Source organism: Pseudoalteromonas sp. NBT06-2, from assembly GCF_002276045.1.
GTDB lineage: Bacteria > Pseudomonadota > Gammaproteobacteria > Enterobacterales > Alteromonadaceae > Pseudoalteromonas.
Map to the genome: position 1 here is coordinate 1 of NZ_NQMR01000129.1, position 23,398 is coordinate 23,398.

At 36.3% G+C, this 23,398-nt stretch carries 30 protein-coding genes and 1 pseudogene; 11 read left to right on the plus strand and 20 right to left on the minus strand.

The features are described from left to right. Positions 1 to 19: 19 nt before the first annotated feature. The 6 genes from CJF42_RS19880 to ccoG form a co-directional block, all read right to left on the minus strand. Positions 20 to 349, minus strand: a complete 330-nt coding sequence (locus CJF42_RS19880) for a hypothetical protein (protein ID WP_095368351.1) — start codon at positions 347 to 349, stop codon at positions 20 to 22. 66 nt (positions 350 to 415) lie between these two features. Then, positions 416 to 877: a 2-thiouracil desulfurase family protein gene (locus tag CJF42_RS19885; RefSeq protein ID WP_095368376.1), complete on the minus strand. Its 462-nt coding sequence runs from the start codon at positions 875 to 877 to the stop codon at positions 416 to 418. Between the two features lie 54 nt (positions 878 to 931). Further along, positions 932 to 1,573 (minus strand): thiol:disulfide interchange protein DsbA/DsbL, encoded by a 642-nt coding sequence (locus CJF42_RS19890; RefSeq protein WP_095368352.1) that lies wholly within the window; start codon positions 1,571 to 1,573, stop codon positions 932 to 934. 30 nt (positions 1,574 to 1,603) lie between these two features. Further along, positions 1,604 to 2,227 (minus strand): thiol:disulfide interchange protein DsbA/DsbL, encoded by a 624-nt coding sequence (locus CJF42_RS19895; protein ID WP_095368353.1) that lies wholly within the window; start codon positions 2,225 to 2,227, stop codon positions 1,604 to 1,606. 14 nt (positions 2,228 to 2,241) lie between these two features. Next, a complete protein-coding gene (locus CJF42_RS19900; protein WP_095368354.1) occupies positions 2,242 to 3,222 on the minus strand; it encodes a serine/threonine protein kinase in 981 nt (326 codons plus the stop codon). Positions 3,223 to 3,948: 726 nt separating this feature from the next. After that, positions 3,949 to 5,373 carry a cytochrome c oxidase accessory protein CcoG gene (gene ccoG / locus CJF42_RS19905; RefSeq protein WP_095368355.1) on the minus strand — a complete coding sequence of 475 codons (1,425 nt, stop codon included), beginning with the start codon at positions 5,371 to 5,373 and terminating at the stop codon, positions 3,949 to 3,951. Positions 5,374 to 5,510: 137 nt separating this feature from the next. Between ccoG and CJF42_RS19910 the strand changes: the two genes are divergently transcribed. The 8 genes and pseudogenes from CJF42_RS19910 to cysQ all read left to right on the plus strand — a co-directional run bounded on the left by CJF42_RS19910 (position 5,511) and on the right by cysQ (position 12,763). Beyond that, positions 5,511 to 5,867, plus strand: a complete 357-nt coding sequence (locus CJF42_RS19910) for a hypothetical protein (RefSeq protein ID WP_095368356.1) — start codon at positions 5,511 to 5,513, stop codon at positions 5,865 to 5,867. Positions 5,868 to 5,878: 11 nt separating this feature from the next. Further along, complete coding sequence (locus tag CJF42_RS19915) at positions 5,879 to 6,079, plus strand: hypothetical protein (protein ID WP_095368357.1); 201 nt, start codon at positions 5,879 to 5,881, stop codon at positions 6,077 to 6,079. A gap of 180 nt (positions 6,080 to 6,259) precedes the next feature. After that, a pseudogene (gene cobA, locus CJF42_RS19920) lies at positions 6,260 to 7,060 on the plus strand (uroporphyrinogen-III C-methyltransferase); the annotation flags it as partial. 44 nt (positions 7,061 to 7,104) lie between these two features. Continuing rightward, entirely contained in the window at positions 7,105 to 8,004 is a 900-nt protein-coding gene (gene cysD / locus CJF42_RS19925; RefSeq protein WP_095368359.1) for a sulfate adenylyltransferase subunit CysD, read from the plus strand. Beyond that, the gene (gene cysN, locus CJF42_RS19930) at positions 8,005 to 9,435 is read left to right on the plus strand and encodes a sulfate adenylyltransferase subunit CysN (RefSeq protein WP_095368360.1); all 1,431 of its coding nucleotides are present in this window, start codon (positions 8,005 to 8,007) and stop codon (positions 9,433 to 9,435) included. Between the two features lie 196 nt (positions 9,436 to 9,631). Next, a complete protein-coding gene (locus tag CJF42_RS19935) occupies positions 9,632 to 11,359 on the plus strand; it encodes an SLC13 family permease (protein WP_095368361.1) in 1,728 nt (575 codons plus the stop codon). A 34-nt stretch (positions 11,360 to 11,393) separates the two neighbouring features. Then, entirely contained in the window at positions 11,394 to 11,993 is a 600-nt protein-coding gene (gene cysC, locus CJF42_RS19940) for an adenylyl-sulfate kinase (RefSeq protein ID WP_095368362.1), read from the plus strand. Then, positions 11,993 to 12,763: a 3'(2'),5'-bisphosphate nucleotidase CysQ gene (gene cysQ / locus CJF42_RS19945; protein WP_095368363.1), complete on the plus strand. Its 771-nt coding sequence runs from the start codon at positions 11,993 to 11,995 to the stop codon at positions 12,761 to 12,763. The genes cysC and cysQ overlap by 1 nt, the downstream gene beginning before the upstream one ends. A 42-nt stretch (positions 12,764 to 12,805) precedes the next feature. Here cysQ and CJF42_RS19950 read toward each other — a convergent pair whose 3' ends face one another. Next, positions 12,806 to 13,492, minus strand: coding sequence for a hypothetical protein (locus CJF42_RS19950; protein WP_095368364.1), 687 nt, complete (start codon positions 13,490 to 13,492; stop codon positions 12,806 to 12,808). 139 nt (positions 13,493 to 13,631) lie between these two features. Between CJF42_RS19950 and CJF42_RS19955 the strand changes: the two genes are divergently transcribed. Beyond that, complete coding sequence (locus CJF42_RS19955) at positions 13,632 to 14,108, plus strand: RNA-binding S4 domain-containing protein (RefSeq protein ID WP_095368365.1); 477 nt, start codon at positions 13,632 to 13,634, stop codon at positions 14,106 to 14,108. Between the two features lie 9 nt (positions 14,109 to 14,117). On the opposite strand, the gene CJF42_RS19960 is transcribed toward CJF42_RS19955, so the two are convergent. The 13 genes from CJF42_RS19960 to zapE form a co-directional block, all read right to left on the minus strand. After that, positions 14,118 to 14,444, minus strand: coding sequence for a hypothetical protein (locus CJF42_RS19960; protein ID WP_141235600.1), 327 nt, complete (start codon positions 14,442 to 14,444; stop codon positions 14,118 to 14,120). 265 nt (positions 14,445 to 14,709) lie between these two features. Beyond that, a complete protein-coding gene (gene rpsQ, locus CJF42_RS19965; protein ID WP_095368367.1) occupies positions 14,710 to 14,958 on the minus strand; it encodes a 30S ribosomal protein S17 in 249 nt (82 codons plus the stop codon). Continuing rightward, a complete protein-coding gene (gene rpmC / locus CJF42_RS19970; protein WP_095368368.1) occupies positions 14,958 to 15,149 on the minus strand; it encodes a 50S ribosomal protein L29 in 192 nt (63 codons plus the stop codon). The genes rpsQ and rpmC overlap by 1 nt, the downstream gene beginning before the upstream one ends. Then, on the minus strand, positions 15,149 to 15,562 hold the full coding sequence (rplP, locus tag CJF42_RS19975; RefSeq protein ID WP_095368369.1) for a 50S ribosomal protein L16: 414 nt from the start codon (positions 15,560 to 15,562) through the stop codon (positions 15,149 to 15,151). The genes rpmC and rplP overlap by 1 nt, the downstream gene beginning before the upstream one ends. 12 nt (positions 15,563 to 15,574) lie before the next feature. Continuing rightward, on the minus strand, positions 15,575 to 16,276 hold the full coding sequence (gene rpsC, locus CJF42_RS19980) for a 30S ribosomal protein S3 (protein WP_095368370.1): 702 nt from the start codon (positions 16,274 to 16,276) through the stop codon (positions 15,575 to 15,577). Positions 16,277 to 16,287: 11 nt separating this feature from the next. After that, complete coding sequence (rplV, locus tag CJF42_RS19985) at positions 16,288 to 16,620, minus strand: 50S ribosomal protein L22 (protein ID WP_095368371.1); 333 nt, start codon at positions 16,618 to 16,620, stop codon at positions 16,288 to 16,290. An 11-nt stretch (positions 16,621 to 16,631) separates the two neighbouring features. Next, positions 16,632 to 16,910: a 30S ribosomal protein S19 gene (gene rpsS / locus CJF42_RS19990; RefSeq protein ID WP_010367084.1), complete on the minus strand. Its 279-nt coding sequence runs from the start codon at positions 16,908 to 16,910 to the stop codon at positions 16,632 to 16,634. A 15-nt stretch (positions 16,911 to 16,925) separates the two neighbouring features. After that, the gene (rplB, locus tag CJF42_RS19995) at positions 16,926 to 17,750 is read right to left on the minus strand and encodes a 50S ribosomal protein L2 (protein WP_095368372.1); all 825 of its coding nucleotides are present in this window, start codon (positions 17,748 to 17,750) and stop codon (positions 16,926 to 16,928) included. 16 nt (positions 17,751 to 17,766) lie between these two features. Further along, complete coding sequence (gene rplW, locus CJF42_RS20000) at positions 17,767 to 18,069, minus strand: 50S ribosomal protein L23 (RefSeq protein WP_042146792.1); 303 nt, start codon at positions 18,067 to 18,069, stop codon at positions 17,767 to 17,769. Then, positions 18,066 to 18,671, minus strand: a complete 606-nt coding sequence (gene rplD / locus CJF42_RS20005; protein WP_042146794.1) for a 50S ribosomal protein L4 — start codon at positions 18,669 to 18,671, stop codon at positions 18,066 to 18,068. The genes rplW and rplD overlap by 4 nt, the downstream gene beginning before the upstream one ends. Positions 18,672 to 18,688: 17 nt before the next feature. Continuing rightward, a complete protein-coding gene (gene rplC / locus CJF42_RS20010; protein ID WP_042146796.1) occupies positions 18,689 to 19,324 on the minus strand; it encodes a 50S ribosomal protein L3 in 636 nt (211 codons plus the stop codon). Positions 19,325 to 19,351: 27 nt separating this feature from the next. Then, positions 19,352 to 19,663, minus strand: coding sequence for a 30S ribosomal protein S10 (gene rpsJ / locus CJF42_RS20015; protein ID WP_042146798.1), 312 nt, complete (start codon positions 19,661 to 19,663; stop codon positions 19,352 to 19,354). Positions 19,664 to 20,096: 433 nt separating this feature from the next. Beyond that, on the minus strand, positions 20,097 to 21,188 hold the full coding sequence (zapE, locus tag CJF42_RS20020) for a cell division protein ZapE (protein ID WP_095368373.1): 1,092 nt from the start codon (positions 21,186 to 21,188) through the stop codon (positions 20,097 to 20,099). A gap of 130 nt (positions 21,189 to 21,318) precedes the next feature. Here zapE and CJF42_RS20025 point away from each other — a divergent pair, with 130 nt between their 5' ends. After that, the gene (locus CJF42_RS20025) at positions 21,319 to 21,771 is read left to right on the plus strand and encodes a Z-ring associated ZapG family protein (RefSeq protein WP_095368374.1); all 453 of its coding nucleotides are present in this window, start codon (positions 21,319 to 21,321) and stop codon (positions 21,769 to 21,771) included. A 145-nt stretch (positions 21,772 to 21,916) separates the two neighbouring features. Further along, positions 21,917 to 23,275: a DegQ family serine endoprotease gene (locus CJF42_RS20030; RefSeq protein ID WP_095368375.1), complete on the plus strand. Its 1,359-nt coding sequence runs from the start codon at positions 21,917 to 21,919 to the stop codon at positions 23,273 to 23,275. Positions 23,276 to 23,398 lie beyond the last annotated feature (123 nt).

Sequence of the window (23,398 nt, forward strand, 5' to 3'; positions counted from 1 at the left end):
TTAATTAATCATGTTTCATTTATCGGCGCGGAAAGCAGGTTTTAAGTAAATCACATGGAATAAAACTCGGTGCTCTTTCACCTTTATCAAGCATTAAAACAACCTGCCCTTTAAAGCCAATCCCTAATAACCAGCTTGCTAAATCAATATCTTCAAAATCGGAAAAAGACAAAATAAATAAGTTAAATAAATGATCCGATTCACTCAATTTCTGTTGTGCCTCTTCTATCGACTTACTAACTTCGATATGCCCAGCCCATAAATATTGAATACATTTATGTGCTGTGGACCGACTTTTATCGTCACTATCTAATAAAATGATACTTTGGATTTGTGAAGTTAATTCCATCTAACTTTACCTTTAATTTTTGATACACCTCTTTTATACGTAGCATAAATTAAATTATTTTCCAGTTTATAACCTTTTATTTATGAGTAATGCCAGAACTTCTATTTGAAATTCAGAAAAGACTTTTATATCATTTTTCTCTAGCAGCTGGGCTGTTAACCCCATACCTGATATTTTATTTCCTTGATGAGAGCCATCATAAATTTCATTTCGACCACAAGAGGGACTGCCTTCTTTCAATAGTGCAAATTTCACATTATTCTTTAAACATAAAGATAAAGCTTTTTGTGCTCCTAGATCAAAAGCTTCTGTAACATCAATTGAATTAGCTGTTAATACTTTTCCATCATGGCTTATCTCAGCAGCCGGTCTAGGAATAGGCAAACCACCAGCGACTTCAGGGCAAAATGAAATGATGCGATCTTGTGATTGCCACTTCTGTAGTATTTGATGTGAAACAGGTTTGCTTTTGCCATCGTAACGAACAGGCTCTCCTAATAAACAGCTAGAGACCAAAATTCTCATTATCACTTTTCCTTTAACCCCGCTAATACGGGGCTTATTCTTTTCTTTTTTATTACTTTACTTTTTAGCTAAGTAACTAATTAGGTCATTCATAGTTTCAGCTGAACTAACTCCTGATTTCTTACCTAATAGCAACTTATATTTACCATTAACAATAAAAGTAGGTACGCTATTTAAGCCTCCTTTATTTTTAAAATAATCTTGGTCTTTTTTCATTTTTGAAGTCATAGTACGAACTGAAAAACTTTTATATAACTTATCAAATTTAGCGCCATCAACACCTTGTACTACAAAAATATCTTTTATGTCTGCTACACTATTAAATTTATTACGCTTACCATGATAGTGATTAAATAAAGCACCTACAATTTTATCTTTTTGCGGCAAAGTACTAGCAGCAGCGAGAGCTTGTGATAACATTTGTTGGTTTTCTTTAGTGCGCCCTCCCATAAAATCTACATGGCTTTTTTTGAATTTAATGTTTTTATCTAACATCGGTTTTAAATCAGCAAGTAAACCTTCAAAGTTATTACATGCTGGGCAATAAAAAGAGAAAAATTCTTTAACTTCAGGTTTTATAGAGGCACGATCAGATACAACTTCATAATGTACTCCCTCTTTATATTGAGCAAGACCTGCGGCATTAGCCATTAATGGCAAGAATAAAGATACTAAAGCAGCTTTAATTATTGTTTTCATTTATTACTCCAAAATCTAAAAAAATTACTTCTATTTATTTAATAAAAATGCGATCAAAGAATCTAATTCAGCTTGGCTTCTAAGCTTATTCACATTAATTTTATATTTACCATTTACAATAAATGTTGGTACACCTGTAAGCGCCCCTGCTTTTGAATATTTATTTTGTGCTTCAACCATTTCCTTTTCACCAAGAATAACCGACATGCTTGATAATAAAGAATCAAATTCCTCTTTAGATACACCGTTTAAAGCCAATAAGTTACTCACTTCTTTCATATTAGAAAAAGTTGCTTTCTGACGATGAATATAATTAAAAAGAGCATCTGATACTTGATGCTCTTTTGCTTGTTGTTTCGCAATTAAATACGCATAAGATAAATTACTTTGTTCTGCTGTTGACTTTCCAGGTAAGAAATTTACGTGGCTTTTTATAAATGGTACGCCTGCTGGTAAGCTTTTTTCTATGCTTTTTGCAATTGGTTCCATTTTATAGCAATGGCCGCAAAAGTATGAAAAGAACTCTATTACTTGCGGTTTTGAAGTTTTTTCGGTTTGTAATTCGGTGTATTGTTCACCATTTTGAAACTGTGATGCAAAAGCCATTACAGGCATGCATAAAATCAATAAACCAAGTTTTAGTTTTTTTATCATCATTTTCTCTTTCTCTAAAAATTAGGTAACAAAGTTAGCGGTGGCTCTTGTAGTGCGGATAATTGCTCTTTAAGTGCTAAAATTTGTTGCTCCCAGTATTTGTCTTCAGCAAACCATGAAAAGTTCCTTGGAAATGCAGGATCTTGCCAACGTTTAGCCAACCAACCCATATAATGTATCATGCGCATAGCTCTTAATGGTTCAATCAAAACCAATTCATTATGATCAAATTCACAGAATTCTTCGTAAGCGCTAATCATAGTATCCAATTGTAATACTTGATCTTGCCTGTCACCGCTTAACATCATCCATAAATCTTGTATAGCAGGACCCATTCTACTGTCATCTAAATCAACAAGCATTAATCCTTTTTGCGTCATCAGAATATTGCCTGCATGACAGTCACCATGCAAGCGAATTACGTTAGTTGCATTGTATATTTGGTTAACGAGCTCAATTACTTGATCTAATATCGTCATAAAAGCGGTTGCTAGCGAACGTGATATTAAACCACTATCTAATAAGTGCTGTTTTGCATCAAATAAATATTCTTGCGTATTTATTTCACGTCGGTAGCTAAAAGGTTTTGCCTTTGCCGTTTGATGTAGTCGACCGATGAATCGCCCTAAAATTTCTAATTGGTTTAAGTTATCTACTTCAAAAATACGACCGCCTACACTTGGAAATAATGTAAATAGATAACCTTTATATTCAAATAAACTTTTTCCATCACGCTTTATGGGTGCAACTACTGGTACTTCAGCATCAGCTAATTCAAATGTAAAGCCATGCTCTTCTTGAATTTCATCACAGCTCCACCTTTGAGGGCGATAAAACTTTACAACATACCTTAAGCCATCATCTGCTTTAAATTGATATACACGATTTTCAAAACTATTAAGAGGTAATAACCCTGATTCTGGGTATATTCCAATACTTTCTATCGCATCCAAAATAAAATCGGGTGTTAAGTCAGTAAAGCTAAATTGATTCATTGTTTCACTTATAAATGCGCTACGCAGCTTTATTGAGGTGACTGCGTAGCAGATTATTTTTTATTACCTCACAGCTTATTAATACGGGACTCATACTCTTGTGTTAATAAAGAATAAGTCCTCCTAAAATGACCTTTATACCCAAGCCACTTGATAATGCTTGTTTCAGAATTTATCAGGTGAGTTAGCACAAGGCACATCATTTTAGGAATGCTTATTGCCTTTCAAACAGATGTAACGTAGTGATTACTTACCTGATAAATTTCCTACGGGCGGGTTTTAAATGGTCAACTACCGCGTTATTTATGTTGATAAGGGAATAACCATTACCTGCAATAAATGTCTTGTATTTGACCATTTAAACTCCCGCTGAAATCATGCATTTCCGTGTAACATGGGTATATACCCATGTTACACGGAAATGCATGATTTCAGCAAGTCGAGGAGCGAGCCAAATGCGAGGCATAAGATGTGTCGTTAAGTCATTCTTAACGCATATCTTATAACAATAGATAAGTCATTTTCAAAAATGACTACTAACCATTATATTAACAGCTAACTATCTTTACTTTTCCTTTATATTACTAAAAGTAACCTTATATACCCAAACTACTTCAAGATGCATGATTCAGTTGGAATTAGAAGCACGGGTAATAAAGATCCTCGGTAAATCAATTACGCTTTATTTAGCCACACAGTGGCCTTCAATTAATCGGCACAGCAGAGTTATCTTCCTTTAAAGAAGTTACTCTTTTGTGATAGCCGCACATCAGGCACTGCAGCATCTACAACAACAAAATTAAATTCTGTCACGGTTTTTTTCAAATCATATGGATCTATTGCAATTGAAAGCGGTAAACTGTAAGACTCACCTGCTTTTATCTTTATCTCATTTTTCCCAATATAATTAAAATGTGATAGACCTTCTAGCTCAATTTTATAATGTTTATCAATTTGAGATTTATTCAATATTTTAAGGGTAAAGGTATTTTCAACTAAACCTTCATTACTCATTCTAAACAATTGATTTCGATCTCTAATTATATCTAAATCCATCGTAATGCGAGTGAAAATATCAACTGCTAAAATCATTATCATAACAATTAAAGCAACTGAATAACCAATGAGTTTAGGTCTGATTGCTTTGGTTTTATTTTCAGTTTTTAAATTACGCTCTGTTGTATAAGAGATAAGCTTTTTAGGGTAGTTCATTTTATCCATTACCCCATCACATGCATCAATACATGCGCCACAGTTTATACATTCATATTGCAAACCATTACGTATATCAATTCCTGTAGGACATACTTGCACACATAAATTACAATCAATACAATCTCCTAAGCCCAATGCTTTATGGTCTTGTTTACGCCCTCTTGGACCCCGCCCTTCGCCACGTTTAGCATCATAACTTACGGTAAAAGTATCTTGATCAAACATAGCCGATTGAAAACGAGAATATGGACAAATATGCAAGCACATAATTTCACGCATCCAGCCAGCATTGCCATAAGTACATACTGTGAATACTAAAATGCTCCAATAAGCATAATAATCAGCATCAAATATAAAAAAATCAACAAATAGCTGGCGAATAGGTGTAAAATAACCAACAAATGTCATTGCGGTTAACAATGAAACTCCTAACCAACCACTATGTTTTGCGGATTTACGCAAAAATTTTTCTAAGTCTATGCCTCTTTGATCTAATTTTTTACGTTGATTTGCAGTGCCTTCACATTTCTCTTCAAACCAAATGAAAATAAATGTCCAAACGGTTTGCGGACACATAAAACCACACCAGACTCGGCCATAAAATGTTGTCACCAGAAATAATGCAAAAGCTGAAATCATTAAAATCCAGGCGAGAATAGTTAAATCTTGTGGCCAAAGGGTCACACCAAAAATATTATATTTCTGATTCATTAAATCAAAAAGCACAGCCTGCTGACCATTAAAATTTAGCCATGGTAATAATAAAAAAGCCAACATGGCAATAATATTAAGTCGTTGCCTTAGGATTTGATACACCCCATTAACCGCACGTACATAAATTCTATTTCTTGGATTAAATCGGTCAAATTTATCGGGTTCAGGTTTATGTATTTTCACATCAACCGGAATATTTTTGACTTTGATTTTTTTTTCCATTGAAGTTCCTCAACACCAGCTGGACTACTAACAGTATACTACTTGCTATTTAGCCGTGCATTTTATTACACTAATAAACTTAATGTTGTGAAATAAATCAAATATCTGATTATTTATTAAAAGAATGATATAAACTTATGAAAAAATTATTTTTAGTGGTCATATTAATACTCGCTTTTTTCTCTATAGATCATAAAATGATAAACGAACCAAGAGAGAATCTTTTCAATACACTTGCTGACATTTTAAGCGGCTCAATGAAAGCGACTAAAGACAGGGCTGCAAAAGAAGCAAATAAACATATAAAAAATATACTTGAACTAACACCCGCACAAAGTACTTATGTTGATACACATTCAAAAACTAATCAAAAGCTAAGAGCATTTAATACACGGTTTTGTATTAACAATGATTTTAATTTATATTTTCAAGGTAATGATTTACGTCAAGTGTGTCAAATTATAGAACTGCAAGTAAAAAAAATATCTAATTAACAAGGGTAAGTATGGATTTTTCAAATTTAAATAAACAATCTTCTCAATCATTTCACAAACAAAAAAATCTACTAAAAAAGTTAATGAAAGGACAACTAGTGAAATGTCCAAACTGCCAACAAGCTATCAAAATATACTTACCTGAAGATAAAGTTAAACCAGGTGCCCGTTGCGCTAAAGGCTGTACGGATATCAGTTTAGAGTTTGTATAGTATACCTCATAACTAAATGCTATATCGACAACGTGAATCATTACAACCCCTTATTTTAAGCTGAATACCACCACCCTTATAACATTTTGCTATATAAAACCTGTTTTTATTATTTTTTTATTCAATGAAGCAGATTTATGCTGCTTAGCAATTAAGTCAATATGGTCTGAGGTTTTAATAATGTTGAATAGTACATCAAGCACATTCGGTGAAGTATTCATGGTAGGTGCAGGTCCGGGTGATCCTGAACTTCTCACTTTAAAGGCTTTAAAGTCAATGCAACAAGCAGATGTTGTCGTTTATGATTATTTAGTTTCACAAGACATTATGGCGTTGATCCCAAGCACAGTTGAACTTATTTGCGTTGGTAAACGCTTAGGTAGTCACAGCGTACCTCAACATGAAATCAATCAAATTTTAGTAGATTTAGCTCTTTTAGGAAAAACAGTTTGTAGATTAAAAGGCGGTGACCCATTTATTTATGGTCGTGGCGGTGAAGAGGCGCTGCTTCTTGCACAAAACAACATTAAATTCCAAATAGTACCTGGCATTACAGCTGCTGCTGGTTGTGCAGCCTATGCTGGAATACCTTTGACGCATAGAGACTATTCCCAAGCAATTGTATTTGTTACAGGGCATTGTCAAAAAGATGGTCAAGATTTAAATTGGTCTTCTTTGGCTAAAAAGAATCAAACTTTAGCAGTTTATATGGGTGTGATAAAATCGCCTTATATTCAAGCTAAACTGATAGAGTATGGCCGTGAGAAAACAACACCAATAGCCATTATAGAAAATGGCACACGACATAATCAACGTGTGATCACTGGTACTTTATCTGAACTTGCGACGCTAATAGAAAAAGAAGCTGTTCAATCACCTGCATTATTAATTATAGGCGAAGTAGCACAATTACATGCGCAATTAGATTGGTTTAACAAACCAAATATAGAACAAATGCATAACTCACTTTTAGTCGCTTAGACTGAAGTTTAAAATCTTATATTTTTTGTAAAAGGCTCAAAATCATGGCTTTAACACATCTTCAGCAACTAGAAGCTGAAAGTATTCAAATATTCCGAGAGGTGGCTGCTGAGTTTGAAAAACCAGTAATGCTGTACTCTATCGGTAAAGATTCATCGGTTTTATTGCATTTAGCACGTAAAGCTTTTTATCCTGGAAAAATTCCTTTTCCTTTACTTCATGTTGATACTAATTGGAAGTTTAAAGAAATGATTGAATTTCGTGACAAAATAGCAAAAGAATACGATTTTGATTTATTGGTACACAAAAATCCTGATGGATTAGATATGGATATCAGTCCATTTGTGCATGGTTCAGGTAAACATACTGACATCATGAAGACCCAAGGCTTGAAACAAGCTTTAACTAAATACGGTTTTGATGCTGCATTTGGTGGTGCACGTCGTGATGAAGAGAAATCTCGTGCCAAAGAACGTGTTTATTCTTTTCGGGATAAAAATCACCGCTGGGATCCAAAAAATCAGCGCCCTGAGCTATGGAATAACTACAACGGTCAAATGAACCCTGGTGAAAGTATTCGTGTATTCCCTTTATCAAACTGGACTGAGCTAGATATTTGGCAATATATTCATCAGGAGAACATTGATATTGTTTCTTTATATCTTTCACAAGAACGCCCTGTAGTAGAACGAGATGGTTTATTGATCATGGTTGATGATGAACGCATGCCGCTTGAAAAAGGAGAAAAAGTAGAAATGAAGTCAATTCGTTTTAGAACTTTAGGGTGTTATCCATTAACAGGTGCGGTTGAATCTACTGCGGATACATTACCTGGCATTATTGAAGAAATGTTATTATGTACTTCATCAGAACGAGAAGGCAGAGCAATAGATAAAGATTCAGCGGGTTCAATGGAAAAGAAAAAACGTGAGGGGTATTTTTAAATGACAGATTTAATGTCAGCAACAGTGAATGAAGTTAAAGAATTAGGTATCGATACTTACCTTGAAACTCATCAAAATAAAAGCCTATTACGTATGCTTACTTGTGGTAGTGTCGATGATGGAAAATCAACCTTAATTGGTCGCTTATTACATGATAGTCATCAGATTTATGAAGACCAGCTAGCTGCATTGCACAGTGATAATGAAAAAATGGGGAACGCGGGTAAAGAGCTTGATTTAGCTTTGTTAGTTGATGGCTTACAAGCTGAGCGTGAGCAAGGCATTACCATTGATGTCGCATATCGCTATTTTTCAACCTCTAAACGTAAATTTATTATTGCTGATACTCCAGGTCACGAGCAATATACTCGCAACATGGTTACAGGTGCATCGACTAGTGATGTGGCTATTATTTTGGTTGATGCACGTTACGGAGTGCAAGTTCAAACGAAACGCCATAGCTTTATTTGTGATTCTTTAGGTATTAAACAATTTGTCGTTGCGATTAATAAAATGGATATCGTTGATTTTGACGAAACTGTTTATAACAGTATCAAAGCTGAGTACTTAAAATTTGCAAAACAATTAAAAGTTGATGCTGCTAGTATTAAGTTTATTCCTATTTCAGCGCTAAAAGGTGATAACGTTGTTAATGTATCAACACAAACACCTTATTACACAGATAAGCCACTGTTAGAACTATTAGAAGATTCTCCAACTGCGGGTGCAAACATTAATTTTGAAGCTCGATTTCCAGTGCAATATGTTACTCGCCCAAATTTAAACTTTAGAGGTTTTCAAGGCACACTAACGTCAGGTGAAGTTAAAGTCGGCGATAAAGTTAAAGCATTGCCATCAGGTAAAGTTTCTAGCATAAAAGAGATAGTTACATTTACTGGTAACCTTGAAAGCGCAGAAGCTGGTCAAGCCGTTACACTAACTCTAAATCATGAAATTGATATTAGTCGTGGTGATGTCATAGTTTCAGCTGATTCAACAGCCACTGTAACGAACAAACTACAAGCTAAAGTTGTTTGGATGCATGATGCTCCTTTAGTTATAGGCAAAGAATATAATATTAAAGTTGCTAGCAAAAAAACCACCGCTAAAATCACTAAAATAGACCATAAAATTGATGTTAATACCTTAGAGCATGGTCAAGCTGATAGCTTACAATTAAATGAAATTGCGATTGTGACTTTGGATTTATCAGAACAGGTATTAGCTGATCTCTATAGTAGTAATAAAGAAACCGGCTCATTTATTTTAATTGATAGATTATCAAATTTAACAATTGCTGCTGGTATGATTGAACAGGTTTTAACAACTGAAAAAAATGGAAATAATTTCAGTGAGTTTGAGCTTGAGTTTAATTCCTTAGTACGCAAGCACTTCCCGCATTGGCAAGCACTTGATATTACTAAATTATAATATATACCCGTGCTACTTGGATATACAGGTTTCAGAACTTGGGTATAGAACAATTATCTTTAAAATTTATCATCTAAGATAACTGTTAATGCATAGTTAAAAACCTAGCCTTATCTTAAAACTCAGATAAGGCCACCTAATTAAATGCCACCTAGTGGCCTAAATAGAAATACGTAGCAAGTCTATAAGGTAAAAGATGGATTATTCGCAGTTAACATTAACCAGTATCATGGTTATATTAGTGCTTTGCTTATTTGGTACTAAGATCAAACCTGCTTGGTTATTTGCTTCTGCAATAGGCACTAGCTATTTAGCAGGCATTATTGACTTAGAAGATATGCTAATAAACTTTGCTAACCCATCTCTTATTACCTTAGTGTTACTTGTACTAATCAGCATAGGTATTGAGAAAACATCTCTAGTACGTAAATTATCTAATTCATTAGCTAAAGGGACTTTGTCTCAATCAGTGACTAAGCTTGGTTTATCGGCTGCTTTTTTATCTTCCTTTACCAATAATACCACTGTTGTCGCGACTCTTATCACAGCAGTTAAAGAAAACCCTACGCACGCGCCATCCAAGTTATTATTGCCTTTATCTTATACTGCTATTCTCGGTGGCACCTTAACTTTAATTGGCACTTCTACAAATTTGATTATCAATGGTTTTGCTATTGATGCTGGCATGGAGCCTTTAGGTTTTTTTGATTTTACCTTAGTCGGTATCGGTGTTTTAGCATCTGGGTTGATCGCAATCTTACTGTTACTAAAATTTCTCCCTGATAACGGTAAAGACGAAGAAGAAGTTGTGCCTTTTTATCTAGAAGGTAAAATTACAGCAAACTCTAAATTGATAGGAAAAAGCATAGAAGAAAATGGCTTAAGAGAGTTAAAAGACCTTTTTTTAGCGGAGATTTTAAGAGAGAATAAGCGCCTTTGCGCTATCACTCCACAACAAATTCTTAAAGAAAATGACATTTTATTATTTGTTGGAGACATAAAATCTGTGCCATTATTATCTCAATTTAATGGTCTCAAAGTTGTTCACGATAAAAGTGACATGCATATTGAGCATTTAGTTGAAGTGGTTGTCAGCCATGGTGCATCTTTTATAGGTAAAACATTAAAAGAAGCCAAATTTAGAGAGCAGTTTAATGCTGCAGTAATTGCGGTTCGTCGTGGTCATGACAGATTACAAGGTGGTTTAGGTAAGGTAGAACTTCAAGCTGGTGATGCATTAATCCTCGCTCCAAGCCCTGCATTTTATGAAAGTACTAACCTTAAACGTGAGTTTGTTTATATTTCAGGTCTTGATTTAAAAACTTATTTAAACGATAAAAAATCTCATGGTGTATTTGCCAGTTTTATATCTGTATTAACTTTAGGCATTTGTGGTGTTGTGCCTTTAGTAAAAGGCTTAATGGTTTTATTAATAGCCTATTTATTAACTGGAATAATTAAACCCAGTGAAATAAAGCGACGCTTTCCTGTTGAATTATTAGTGATTGTTGGCAGTGCGATTGGCCTAGCTAAGCTCATGATAAGCACAGGTTTAGCACACGAAATATCCAGTGTTTTATCTATTATATTAGGTGATTGGGGCCCATATGGTGCTTTTATTGCTATTTTTATTCTCACATTAGTGTGTACTGAATTAATTACCAATAATGCTGCTGCTGCCCTTGCTTTTCCAATCGCCTATTCATTAGCATTGGACTTTGGAGTGAACCCATTACCATATGTTATGGCTGTTGCTTTTGGCGCTTCAGCAAGTTTTATATCACCCTACGGTTATCAAACGAACTTAATGGTTTACAGCGCAGGCAATTACAAATTAAAAGATTATATCGCTATGGGATTACCACTTTCAGTTGTGTATTCTGCAACAGCATTAATTCTGATACCTTTGGTTTTTCCTTTTTAAACTATTTTTATATAACGTATTCTAGGTAACATGTATGAAAGACGAAAATGTAATTTGGCACCAACATGCTATTTCTAAACAAGACAGATCTGAGCAGAAGAATCATAAACCTTGTATACTTTGGTTTACTGGATTATCAGGGTCAGGTAAAAGCACTATTGCAGGCGCGTTAGAACATGCTTTAAATAAATTAAACGTACATACCTATTTGTTGGATGGTGATAATGTGCGCCATGGTTTATGTAAAGACTTGAGTTTTACCAATCAAGACCGACAAGAAAATATTCGCCGTGTAGGTGAAGTCGCTAAATTAATGATTGATGCTGGTTTAATTGTTTTAAGCGCCTTTATATCGCCTTTTTCTGCCGAGAGACAACTTGTAAGAGATCTTGTAGGTGAAGGTGAATTTGTAGAAGTATTTTTAGATACATCTATTGAGGTATGTGAAACCAGAGATCCAAAAGGCTTATATCAAAAAGCCCGTGCCGGTGAAATTAAAAACTTTACGGGAATAGACTCTGATTATGAAAAACCAAAATCCGCTGAAATCACTTTAGATACAGATGAAAACTCAATATCACATTCTGTTGAACTGCTAGTTACTTATTTAAAAGTCAATGGAGTAATTTCATAATGACGCAATCAAATACTTTAGAATCGCTATTAACAATAGCCAGAGATGCAGGTAAAGCAGCTATGGTTATTTATGATAAAGACTTTAACATTGAATACAAAGATGACAAAAGCCCAGTAACCGATGCTGATTTAGCAGCCCACAAAGTGATTGTCGCAGGGCTCAAGTTATTAACTCCTAATACACCTATATTAAGTGAAGAAAGCGCTGATATAAGCTGGAAAGAACGTCAAAATTGGACTGAGTACTGGTTAGTTGACCCAATTGATGGCACTAAAGAGTTTATCAAAAAAAATGGTGAGTTTACTGTAAATATCGCCCTAATTCGTAACGGCAAGCCAGTACTAGCAGTAGTAGATGCGCCTGCGCTAGGTTTTACTTATTTAGCTGAAGAAAATATTGGCTCATTTAAAGATGATGGCAAATCAAGAACACAGCTCAAGGTTGAACTAAAGCAAGCGACAGGAACAATTCGCGTAGTTGGCAGTCGCTCTCATCCTTCTCCTGAACTTGCTGAATATGTTAAGCAGTTTGATAAAGTAGAGATGGTATCAAAGGGCAGTTCATTAAAACTATGTTTAGTGGCTGAGGGTTCCGCTGATATCTACCCTCGATTAGGCCTTACAAGTGAATGGGATACCGGCGCTGGTCATGCTATCGCTGAAATAGCAGGCGCAACGATTACTCAGCTTGATGGTAGTCCCCTGCTTTACAATACAAAAGCATCTTATTTAAATCCTTTCTTTATTGTTTCATCATTACAAGCTTAACCGCCAGTATTAATAATAGCGCTTTACCAGGCGCTATACTTTTTACATCTGATCCATATAAACAATCGAAAATTCACAGTTTAAAGCAGGTAAACTATTTGTATTTATTTGAGGTTTAAATACTTCCCCTGGTCTTAGCCCTAAATGAGTTTTCATGGTTTCGTGGGACTGTTGATAAGATTGAGGTTCAATAAATTTCCCCGTTAGAGTTAATTTTCTAGCTACATAACGCCAAATCCCTGATATTTTATGCAATTTATCATCTGTATAAGGTCGATTCTCATACTCCAAAACAAACTTTTCTGATTTGTTCAACTGTAAAGTTGCATCTGCAGTTATACAGTCTTGTGTTGTCAAATAAGGCGGTAAGTCTTCTTTGTCTAATCGATTGGGGTTCTTCAAATACACCCCTATATTATTGTCAGAATAATAATGATTACCTTGCTTAAAGCGATAATGTTCTGCATTTGATAGACCAAATTCATTTAATATAGATTGAACTTGATTAATTAACTTTTGATCTGAAAAACCAATATTTGTTGCAAGCGCCACATCAGAAAATTCTTGTGGAATATTAACTGGGGATTCATACATAGTTAATCCATGCAGCTTAAATGCACGTTTAAAGCTCGATACCTGCTTTTGTGAATAACCTTGATTAATAATATATATTTTTGGTGATTGGCAACCTGATAATAATACCAAGAAAATAATTAAGAGTCCTTTCATGAATATGTCTAGGTAGTTTAAAAAACAAACAGATTACGCATGTGATTTAATTAAAGCAAGTTATTTTATAAGCTAAATAATCGAGTTCGAGTTATAATTAGCATGTATTTAGTTAAATTCTAGAATGAGATAAAAGAAAATGTCAGATAACCCACTTGAAATCGTAGCTGAAGTTGAACTTCAAGAAGAGCCAATTGAACTTTGTAACCTATTACAAATACTTGACCTAGTTGATAGTGGTGGACAAGCAAAAACGATGATAAGTGAAGGTTATGTCGGCTTAAATGATGAAGTATGCACACAAAAGCGCCGCAAGGTGTTTGGTGGCGATATATTGAATTTTGGTGGTAACTTATATCAAATATCCCTAGCGGAAGATGGCATGAGCTTAGATTCATTACCAGAAGTTGATTATGATGGTGAAGCACCAACTGAACATGCAAGTATAGAAACAGCTGAAGAAGCACCTAAACTATCAAAAAATGCAAAATCAAAATTGCGAAAAAAGAAAAATAAAGCTAAAAATAGCTCAGTTCCAACAGAGCATCGCTCTAAATTAAATCCAAACCAAGGCAAGTCTGAGACCACTGGACGTAAGCCCATTTCATTTGGCTAACACAGTTTTTTAATGCTTATACCCAAGCCACTTCAAGATGTGAGGTTCAGGACTGCTGAGCAATTCATGATCTTGGTTAATAATACTATTTAATCCAGAGTATGGATTTAGCTTCTTAAAGGTTTTTACTTTATTGGTATTGCTCTCACCTGCTTTTTGATTTATTTCGAGTTTTGGTTTGTCCTTATTTATTATCTGGGATACTTTCTTTTTAATAACTTTCTCAGATTTTAAATCTCTATTTTTTATGTTTTTATCAGGACTTTTAACTTCTTGCTTCACATTCTTTTTAAGTAATTGTTTTTGTTTCTCAAAAGAGACAATATAAGTCTTCAACACACTCCCTTTTTGTGTTTTAACTTCTGTTTTAGCAAGGCAAGGAGTATTAGTCCATGTAATCCCAAAGAAATAACTGTAGCACTGCCCCAATTTTTAATTTCCATTCTTTATTTTTATTTTTTAAGTTGCATGTATATAGAGAGCTACAAATGAGAAAGGTTCATTTTAACTATTACTTATTAACTTTATTTCACCCATAAAAAAACCCACTCCAAAGAGTGGGTTTTTAATCTAAAAACTTAGACTAGTATAAAAATACTAATTAAGCTTCAGAAACAACAGAAACTAAAGTCCAAGACTTAGTTTTAGAGATAGGTGCACATTCGCGAATAGTCACGATGTTACCTTCTTTACATGTGTTGCTTTCATCATGTGCATGTAGTTTAGTTGTACGTTTGATGAACTTACCATAAATTGGATGTTTCACTTGGCGTTCAATAGCAACAACAATAGATTTATCCATTTTGTTACTAACTACACGGCCTTGAAGAGTACGGATATTTTCACTCATTATACGCTAGCCTTCTGGTTGATAACCGTTTTCACACGCGCAATATCGCGGCGTACTTTTCTTAGCAAATGTGTTTGTGCTAACTGACCAGTACTAGCTTGCATGCGCATATTGAATTGCTCACGAAGAAGTTCTAGAAGTTCAGTATTTAGCTCTTCTACATTTTTGTCTTTCAGTTCGTTAGCGCTCATTACATCACCGTCCGAGTTACAAATATAGTCTTGAATGGTAGTTTACAAGCTGCAAGTTCGAAAGCTTCACGTGCAAGCTCTTCAGGAACACCTTCCATCTCGTAAAGTACGCGTCCAGGTTGCACTTCGCAAACCCAATATTCCACACTACCTTTACCTTTACCCATTCGAACTTCAAGCGGCTTATTTGTAATAGGCTTATCAGGAAACACACGGATCCAAATTTTACCTTGACGCTTAACGTGACGAGTCATTGCTCGACGAGCTGCTTCAATTTGACGAGCAGTCATACGACCACGGCCAACTGCTTTCAAACCGAAAGTACCGAAGCTTACTTTGTTACCGTTTTGTGCAAGACCGCGGTTGCGACCTTTATGCACTTTACGGAATTTTGTACGTTTTGGCTGTAACATTATTCGCTTCCTCTACTTAGCACTTTTACGTGGCTTTTTCGGACCGCGTTTAGATGGCTTTTCAACTTCAGTTTTAAGTGGAAGACCACCGATAACTTCACCTTTAAAGATCCAAACTTTGATACCGATAATACCGTAAGTGGTTGCAGCTTCAGCTGTTGCATAGTCAATATCAGCACGTAAAGTGTGTAATGGAACACGACCTTCACGATACCATTCAGAACGTGCGATTTCTGCACCGCCTAAACGACCACCAACTTGTACTTTGATACCCTTGGCACCAATGCGTATTGCATTTTGTACTGCGCGCTTCATAGCACGACGAAACATAACACGACGCTCAAGTTGAGATGCAATGCTATCAGCAACTAGTTTTGCTTCAAGCTCTGGCTTACGAACTTCAGAGATATTAATCTGAGCCGGTACACCAGCTATTTTTGTTACTGCTTTACGTAGCTTTTCTACATCTTCGCCTTTCTTACCGATCACAACACCCGGACGAGCCGTGTGAATTGTAACGCGGATAGATTTAGCTGGACGTTCAATTACGATCTTAGCAAGTGACGCGCTTTTTAGTGCCTTTGTAAGGTACTCACGTACTTGATGATCGCCGAAAAGCATTTCTGGAAATTCTTTAGAATTCGCGAACCAAGTAGAAACCCAAGGTTTCGATATACCTAGGCGAATACCAGTAGGATGAACTTTTTGTCCCATTACTATTACTCCTAGTTATCTGAAACCACAACAGTGATGTGGCTTGAACGCTTAAGGATACGGTCTGCGCGTCCTTTAGCACGTGGCATGATACGTTTCATTGTAGGACCATCGTCCACAAATATCGTAGCCACTCGTAGCTCATCAATATCAGCACCTTCGTTATGCTCTGCGTTAGCAATAGCAGACTCAAGTACTTTTTTAACTAATACAGCAGCTGATTTGTTGCTGTACGCTAGGATTTCTAGAGCTTGATCTACCGCTAAACCACGGACTTGATCTGCTACTAGACGAGCTTTTTGCGCTGAGCCAGAGGCAAATTTATGTTTAGCTAATGCTTGCATTTTTTAACCCCTTATCTCTTTTTCGCTTTCTTATCAGCAGCATGGCCGCGATAAGTACGAGTTGGCGCAAATTCACCCAGTTTGTGACCGATCATTTCGTCTGTAACGAATACAGGTACGTGCTGGCGACCATTATGGACAGCAATGGTCAATCCGATCATGTTAGGTATGATCATTGAACGACGGCTCCAAGTTTTAATTGGCTTCTTATCACCGCTTTCCAAAGCTTTCTCTACCTTCTTCAGCAAGTGTAGGTCAATAAAAGGACCCTTCTTGAGAGAGCGTGGCATGGCTATTCCTCAATATTACTTAGTACGACGACGTACTATAAATTTATCCGTACGCTTGTTCTTACGCGTTTTAGCACCTTTAGTAGGCTTACCCCATGGAGACACAGGATGACGACCACCAGATGTACGACCTTCACCACCACCGTGTGGGTGATCAACTGGGTTCATGGCAACACCACGAACAGTTGGGCGAATGCCACGCCAGCGACTAGCACCAGCTTTACCTAAAGAACGAAGCATATGTTCAGCATTACCAACTTCACCTAATGTCGCACGACAATCAGATTCAACTTTACGAACTTCGCCTGAACGAAGACGTAATGTTACATACTGACCATCACGCGCTAGGATTTGTACGTAAGAACCAGCAGAACGTGCAAGTTGTGCACCTTTACCTGGTTTTAACTCAACACAATGTACTGTAGAACCTACAGGCATGTTACGCATTGGTAATGTGTTACCAGCCTTGATTGGTGCATCAACACCAGACTGAATAGCATCACCGGCAGAAACGCCTTTTGGTGCAATGATGTATGAACGCTCACCGTCTGCATATAATACAAGAGCGATGTTTGCGCTACGATTTGGATCGTATTCTAAACGCTCAACTTTAGCTGGGATGCCATCTTTGTTACGTTTAAAATCAACTACACGGTAATGATGCTTGTGACCACCACCAATGTGACGAACCGTAATACGACCATTGTTATTACGACCACCTGATTTAGATTTTTTCTCTAAAAGTGGTGCGTATGGTTTACCCTTATGTAGCTCAGAGTTAACCACTTTAACTAGGTGACGACGACCCGGAGAAGTTGGTTTACACTTCTGAAGTGCCATAATTCTAACTCCTAAATTACTCGGCGCCGCCGACAAAGTCTAGTTCACTACCTTCTTTAAGAGTAACGTACGCTTTTTTCCAGTCAGAACGACGACCGAAACGAGCACCTGTACGTTTTGTTTTACCCTTAACAAGTAATGTGCGAACACCCGTTACTTCTACTTCAAAAAGTTTTTCAACAGCAGCTTTTACTTCAGCTTTAGTTGCGTCTTTAACTACTTTAAAAACAACAGCATTGTTTGTTTCAGCGTTAATAGTACTTTTTTCAGAGATGTGCGGGCCTAAAACAACCTTTAATAAACGCTCTTCACGGATCATGCTAATGACTCCTCAAGTTGCTTAACTGCAGCAGCAGTAATAAGAACCTTATCGAAAGCGATTAAGCTTACTGGGTCAATACCAGCAACGTCACGTACGTCAACCTTATAAAGGTTACGAGATGATAAGAATAAGTTCTCATCAACCTCTTCAGTAACGATAAGCACGTCTTTCAGCTCAAGCTCTTTAAGCTTAGCTGCAAGTTGTTTAGTTTTTGGCGCTTCTATGCCAAAGCTTTCAACAACAATTAAACGCTCTTGACGAACTAATTCGCTCAAAATACTACGGATTGCGCCGCGGTACATTTTACGGTTAACTTTTTGGCTATGATCTTGCGGTTTAGCTGCAAATGTCACACCACCCGAGCGCCAGATTGGGCTACGGATTGTACCAGCACGAGCGCGGCCAGTACCTTTTTGATTCCACGGCTTTTTACCACCGCCACTTACTTCAGAACGAGTCTTCTGAGCTTTAGTACCTTGACGAGCACCAGCTGCAAATGCAACTACTACTTGGTGTACTAATGCTTCGTTAAACTCACGTCCAAAAGTAGCATCGGATACTTCAAGAGCGCCTTTAGCGTCTTTCAATACTAATTCCATTACTAAATCTCCAGGACTTATGCTTTAACAGCAGGTTTAACGATAACATCGCCACCGATAGCGCCAGGCACTGCGCCTTTAACTAACAGTAAGTTACGCTCAACGTCAACACGTACAAGTTCAAGGTTTTGAGTCGTTACACGCTCATTACCCATGTGGCCAGACATTTTCTTGCCTTTAAAAACCTTGCCCGGAGACTGGTTTTGACCAATTGAACCATGTGCACGGTGAGCTAGTGAGTTACCGTGAGTTGCGTCTTGCATTGCAAAGTTCCAGCGTTTAATTACGCCAGCATTGCCTTTACCTTTAGACTTACCAGTAACGTCAACTTTGTTCACGTCATTGAATAATTCTACAGTGATTTCTTGAGCAAGTGCGAACTCACCCTCATCACCGTTAAGGCGAAATTCCCACAGACCAAGACCAGCTTCTACGCCAGCTTTAGCAAAGTGACCTGCTTCAGCTTTATTTACGCGACTTGCTTTCTTAGTGCCTGCAGTTACTTGAAGCGCACTGTAACCATCAACTTCTTCAGAACGAATCTGAGTGATGCGGTTAGGTGTTGCTTCGATAACCGTTACTGGAACTGATGCACCATCTTCAGTGAAGATACGTGTCATGCCCACTTTACGACCGACTAGACCTAATGCCATTTTCCTAAAACCTCTCTAATCTTCCGATTAACCCAGGCTGATTTGAACATCAACACCAGCTGCAAGATCAAGACGCATTAATGCATCTACAGTCTTATCAGTTGGTTCAACGATGTCTATCAGACGTTTATGGGTGCGGATTTCGTACTGATCACGCGCGTCTTTATTAACGTGCGGTGAAGTTAGTACTGTAAAACGCTCAAAGCGTGTTGGTAGTGGAATAGGACCACGAACCTGAGCGCCAGTGCGCTTCGCTGTTTCCACGATTTCCAAAGTTGATTGGTCAATCAATCTATGGTCAAAAGCTTTCAGGCGAATACGAATGCGTTGACTTGACATTCTTAAACCTCAAATATTAAAAAGAGCATTTAAAAAGAACACAATAATACGCACTGATACACTTTATAAAAGATAGTGTCAGATGCGTTTGTGCTCTTACCGATGAACTCCAAATCGGAGTTCTTGTTTAGCACGACTTGATATCCAAATCAGTGCCTATTGCTTTCAGTTAGATACTAATCAAGTTAGCACTAATAATTCTGAAAGTTTGCGTATTATAGTAAGATTGATGATAAAAGCAACATAAATTTGCTTTGTCACTTTATTATGAATAGTGACGCGCTATTAGAAATACAGTAATTTTAATCTTTGCTAGCTGAAATAAACTTTTAAATGGATGTAATTACTGTCAATCCAACCAAATCTAATACAAAAGAATAATTTGAATTTTTATATTTTTGTGGCCATTAATAATGGCTGCGTAGTATATTTATTAAGCTAAATGAACTCTTGATAAGTATTCTAAGGATTGCATTTCTTGTAAACGGCTGATACAGCGCTTAAATTCAAAATCTAACATGCCAGTTTCATAGAGCTGGATTAATTCAGCTTCGGCTGAAATTATCAAAGTCACATTTCGCTCGTAAAATTCATCAACCAAAGCGATAAAACGCCTTGCAGCATCATCATTTTGCCTGCCCATGATTTTAACGTTTGATAATAAAACGGTATGATATATTCGGCTAATCTCCATATAATCTACTTGGCTACGAGCTGTTTCACATAATTCGGTAAAATCAAACATTACAATGCTATCGGCTTCCATCCGAGTATTAAGCATTCGACCTTCAATTTCAATTTTTTGCTCTTTATGACCTATTTCAGGTGAGAGTTTAGTAAAGTACTCATATAAATTTTTATCCGCTTGCTCATCAAGTGGACTATGAAAGATCTCAGCTTGTTCAAGAGTACGTAATCTATAATCTATACCAGAATCGACGTTAACAACGATTGTATTAGCGTTAACTAAGTTTATGGCTGGCACAAAACGTTCTCTTTGTAAGCCATACTTATATAAATCATCAGGAATAATATTGGAAGTGGCAACAAGAATTATGTCTCGTTTAAATAACTCCTGCATAAGCCCACCTAAAAGCATCGCATCGGTTATATCAGAAACAAAAAATTCATCAAAACAAATAATATCTGTTTGCGCCTTAAAACTATCAGCTACTTTTTCTAGCGGGTTAACAACGTCATTTAATTGCTTTAATTCATCATGTACGCGATGCATAAATCGATGAAAGTGGATTCGCATTTTACGTTCACCAGGTAATGCATCAAAAAAGGTATCAACTAAATAAGTTTTACCCCGACCGACTCCTCCCCAAAAATATAAACCTTTAATATTATTTTGTGCTGGCTTTGCTTGGAATATTCGAGATAAAAAACTGGTTTTAACTTCTGACACATTTTGCAGATCATCATATAAACGCTGTAAATGTTTTACTGCATTTTCTTGTGCTGCATCATAATGAAAATCGTCACTTTGAAGGTCTAATTGATATTTTTGCCAAGGAGTCATATAAATATACTTAAGCTGGGTTAATAAATAACATTAATTATGTTTTTTATATTAACACGATGACCAAGTAAGCGTATATTTATAGTTAATGACTTAACTTTTCTTTTAGTTCAATTACAGGGGTATTTTTATGACAACAATCACTTGGCTTTCTTTTTTAGTGATCACCGCTATCGCTAGCTTTTTTGTTGGTACCGTTTTTACTAAACGTCAGTATGAAAATGACGAGCTTGAGAAAGAAGTAGAAAAAGCAAAAAATGAATTAGAGCAATATAAACAAGATGTCGCTGATCACTTAGCTAATACAGATAAACTTGTTGGTAAAATGAAAGATAATTACGAACAACTGGCTACTCATGTGCAACAAACCAATCAACTATTATTAGTTGATAATACAAAAGAGAGCATGCCTTTCTTTTCAAAAGAGACTACGGAACAATTACAAGCATCACTTCATCAGCTAGCAGAACCAAAAGTACATACAAATATTACTGATGCGCAACCTATGGATTATGCACAAGAACACTCAGGTATTTTTTCCGGTGAAAAAGAAAGTAAAACAGCAAAGGAATCTGCTTCATAAATATTTTATTACATTTTGATAAAACTAATAACTCTATCTTGATGAACTTTTTTTTAGCCCCATAGTCTTTATAAGTAAGTTCAGATATATTAAACGAATAATTTAATATATCTGATGAAGCATTAAACAGGAGTACATTTAGACAATGAAAACAAAATTAACTTTATTAAGTGCCATTATTCTTTCTTCAAGCCTTTTAATTAACCCAAGTATTAGTCAAGCAAAACTGCCTGTCGCAGTAAACGGAGCACAACTCCCTACTCTAGCCCCGATGTTAGAGAAAATTACTCCAGGAGTTGTCAGTATAAATGTTTCAGGTGCAAAAGAAGTGCGTCGCAGAATCGACCCTAGAGAGTTTTTCTTTGGTAACCCTCGCCAGCAAAGAAATCAAAAACAACCATTTAGTGGTTTAGGTTCTGGCGTGATCATAGATGCCGATGAAGGATTTGTGGTTACCAATAATCATGTGATCCAAGATGCAGAAAAAATCATAATTAAATTACAAGATGGCCGAGAGTATCAAGCAGAGCTAGTTGGTACCGACAAAGAATCTGATGTTGCATTATTAAAAATAGATGCCGATGATTTAGTTGAAATTAAACTCGCTAATTCAGATAAATTGCGTGTAGGTGACTTTACCGTTGCTATCGGCAATCCATTTGGCTTAAGCCATACGGTTACTTCTGGCATTGTAAGCGCTATGGGGCGTAGTGGACTAAACATCGAAGGTTATGAAGATTTTATTCAAACCGATGCAGCCATAAACCAAGGTAACTCAGGTGGTGCTTTAGTTAATCTACGAGGAGAATTAATTGGTATCAATACCGCTATTTTAGGTGCATCTGGTGGTAATGTGGGTATTGGCTTTGCGATTCCATCAAATATGATGAAAAATCTAGTTGACCAAATTGTAGAGCATGGTGAAGTTAAACGCGGCACTTTAGGGATTTCAGGCAGAACACTTAATGCGGGCATTGCAAAAGCACAACAGATTGATGTGAAACAAGGCGCGATTGTTATGAGCGTTAGCGAAGATTCTGCAGCATCTGAAGCTGGAATTAAAGCTGGTGATGTCATTATTGGAGTAAATGGGAATGACATTCAAGCATTCCAAGAGCTTCGTAGTAAAATATCCACTTTAGGTGAAGGTAAAAAAGTAAAATTACAATTGATCCGTGACGGTAAAAAGAAAACCGTTAAAGTGACATTACGTGGAGCGCAATTAGCAAAAGTAGAGTCTGATAAACTTCATCCTATGTTGCGTGGCAGCGCACTTGAAGTTGGCACGACAAAAGATGGTGTAAAAGGTATCGTTGTTACTGAAGTAGATGAAAGGTCGCCTGCAGCACGAGTTGGTTTTAAACCGGGTGATATCATTATACAAGTAAATAGAAAACGTGTAACTAGTTTAAGAGAATTCACCAATTCACTTAAAGATGTCAACGGTAATATTGTTTTAGGCGTTAAACGTGGCCGAGAATCTATTTTCTTGTTAATTCAATAGTATTAGGGGATGTTGATCTTTCAGGGTTAAATTTTGTTCGAGATAAAAGCATTTTAGTCGCGGCGATTTGTGTGTAGCTTAGTCATTTTAAGTTAATACGACTCAACAAAGAATAAAATGCTT

Excerpts from the sequence above, each read along its gene's own strand:
- CJF42_RS19880 (WP_095368351.1), bottom strand. The coding sequence starts at position 349 with ATGGAATTAACTTCACAAATCCAAAGTATCATTTTATTAGATAGTGAC.
- CJF42_RS19890 (WP_095368352.1), bottom strand. The coding sequence starts at position 1,573 with ATGAAAACAATAATTAAAGCTGCTTTAGTATCTTTATTCTTGCCATTA.
- CJF42_RS19895 (WP_095368353.1), bottom strand. The coding sequence starts at position 2,227 with ATGATAAAAAAACTAAAACTTGGTTTATTGATTTTATGCATGCCTGTA.
- CJF42_RS19900 (WP_095368354.1), bottom strand. The coding sequence starts at position 3,222 with ATGAATCAATTTAGCTTTACTGACTTAACACCCGATTTTATTTTGGAT.
- ccoG (WP_095368355.1), bottom strand. The coding sequence starts at position 5,373 with ATGGAAAAAAAAATCAAAGTCAAAAATATTCCGGTTGATGTGAAAATA.
- CJF42_RS19910 (WP_095368356.1), top strand. The coding sequence starts at position 5,511 with ATGAAAAAATTATTTTTAGTGGTCATATTAATACTCGCTTTTTTCTCT.
- CJF42_RS19915 (WP_095368357.1), top strand. The coding sequence starts at position 5,879 with ATGGATTTTTCAAATTTAAATAAACAATCTTCTCAATCATTTCACAAA.
- cysD (WP_095368359.1), top strand. The coding sequence starts at position 7,105 with ATGGCTTTAACACATCTTCAGCAACTAGAAGCTGAAAGTATTCAAATA.
- cysN (WP_095368360.1), top strand. The coding sequence starts at position 8,005 with ATGACAGATTTAATGTCAGCAACAGTGAATGAAGTTAAAGAATTAGGT.
- CJF42_RS19935 (WP_095368361.1), top strand. The coding sequence starts at position 9,632 with ATGGATTATTCGCAGTTAACATTAACCAGTATCATGGTTATATTAGTG.
- cysC (WP_095368362.1), top strand. The coding sequence starts at position 11,394 with ATGAAAGACGAAAATGTAATTTGGCACCAACATGCTATTTCTAAACAA.
- cysQ (WP_095368363.1), top strand. The coding sequence starts at position 11,993 with ATGACGCAATCAAATACTTTAGAATCGCTATTAACAATAGCCAGAGAT.
- CJF42_RS19950 (WP_095368364.1), bottom strand. The coding sequence starts at position 13,492 with ATGAAAGGACTCTTAATTATTTTCTTGGTATTATTATCAGGTTGCCAA.
- CJF42_RS19955 (WP_095368365.1), top strand. The coding sequence starts at position 13,632 with ATGTCAGATAACCCACTTGAAATCGTAGCTGAAGTTGAACTTCAAGAA.
- rpsQ (WP_095368367.1), bottom strand. The coding sequence starts at position 14,958 with ATGAGTGAAAATATCCGTACTCTTCAAGGCCGTGTAGTTAGTAACAAA.
- rpmC (WP_095368368.1), bottom strand. The coding sequence starts at position 15,149 with ATGAGCGCTAACGAACTGAAAGACAAAAATGTAGAAGAGCTAAATACT.
- rplP (WP_095368369.1), bottom strand. The coding sequence starts at position 15,562 with ATGTTACAGCCAAAACGTACAAAATTCCGTAAAGTGCATAAAGGTCGC.
- rpsC (WP_095368370.1), bottom strand. The coding sequence starts at position 16,276 with ATGGGACAAAAAGTTCATCCTACTGGTATTCGCCTAGGTATATCGAAA.
- rplV (WP_095368371.1), bottom strand. The coding sequence starts at position 16,620 with ATGCAAGCATTAGCTAAACATAAATTTGCCTCTGGCTCAGCGCAAAAA.
- rpsS (WP_010367084.1), bottom strand. The coding sequence starts at position 16,910 with ATGCCACGCTCTCTCAAGAAGGGTCCTTTTATTGACCTACACTTGCTG.
- rplB (WP_095368372.1), bottom strand. The coding sequence starts at position 17,750 with ATGGCACTTCAGAAGTGTAAACCAACTTCTCCGGGTCGTCGTCACCTA.
- rplW (WP_042146792.1), bottom strand. The coding sequence starts at position 18,069 with ATGATCCGTGAAGAGCGTTTATTAAAGGTTGTTTTAGGCCCGCACATC.
- rplD (WP_042146794.1), bottom strand. The coding sequence starts at position 18,671 with ATGGAATTAGTATTGAAAGACGCTAAAGGCGCTCTTGAAGTATCCGAT.
- rplC (WP_042146796.1), bottom strand. The coding sequence starts at position 19,324 with ATGGCATTAGGTCTAGTCGGTCGTAAAGTGGGCATGACACGTATCTTC.
- rpsJ (WP_042146798.1), bottom strand. The coding sequence starts at position 19,663 with ATGTCAAGTCAACGCATTCGTATTCGCCTGAAAGCTTTTGACCATAGA.
- zapE (WP_095368373.1), bottom strand. The coding sequence starts at position 21,188 with ATGACTCCTTGGCAAAAATATCAATTAGACCTTCAAAGTGACGATTTT.
- CJF42_RS20025 (WP_095368374.1), top strand. The coding sequence starts at position 21,319 with ATGACAACAATCACTTGGCTTTCTTTTTTAGTGATCACCGCTATCGCT.
- CJF42_RS20030 (WP_095368375.1), top strand. The coding sequence starts at position 21,917 with ATGAAAACAAAATTAACTTTATTAAGTGCCATTATTCTTTCTTCAAGC.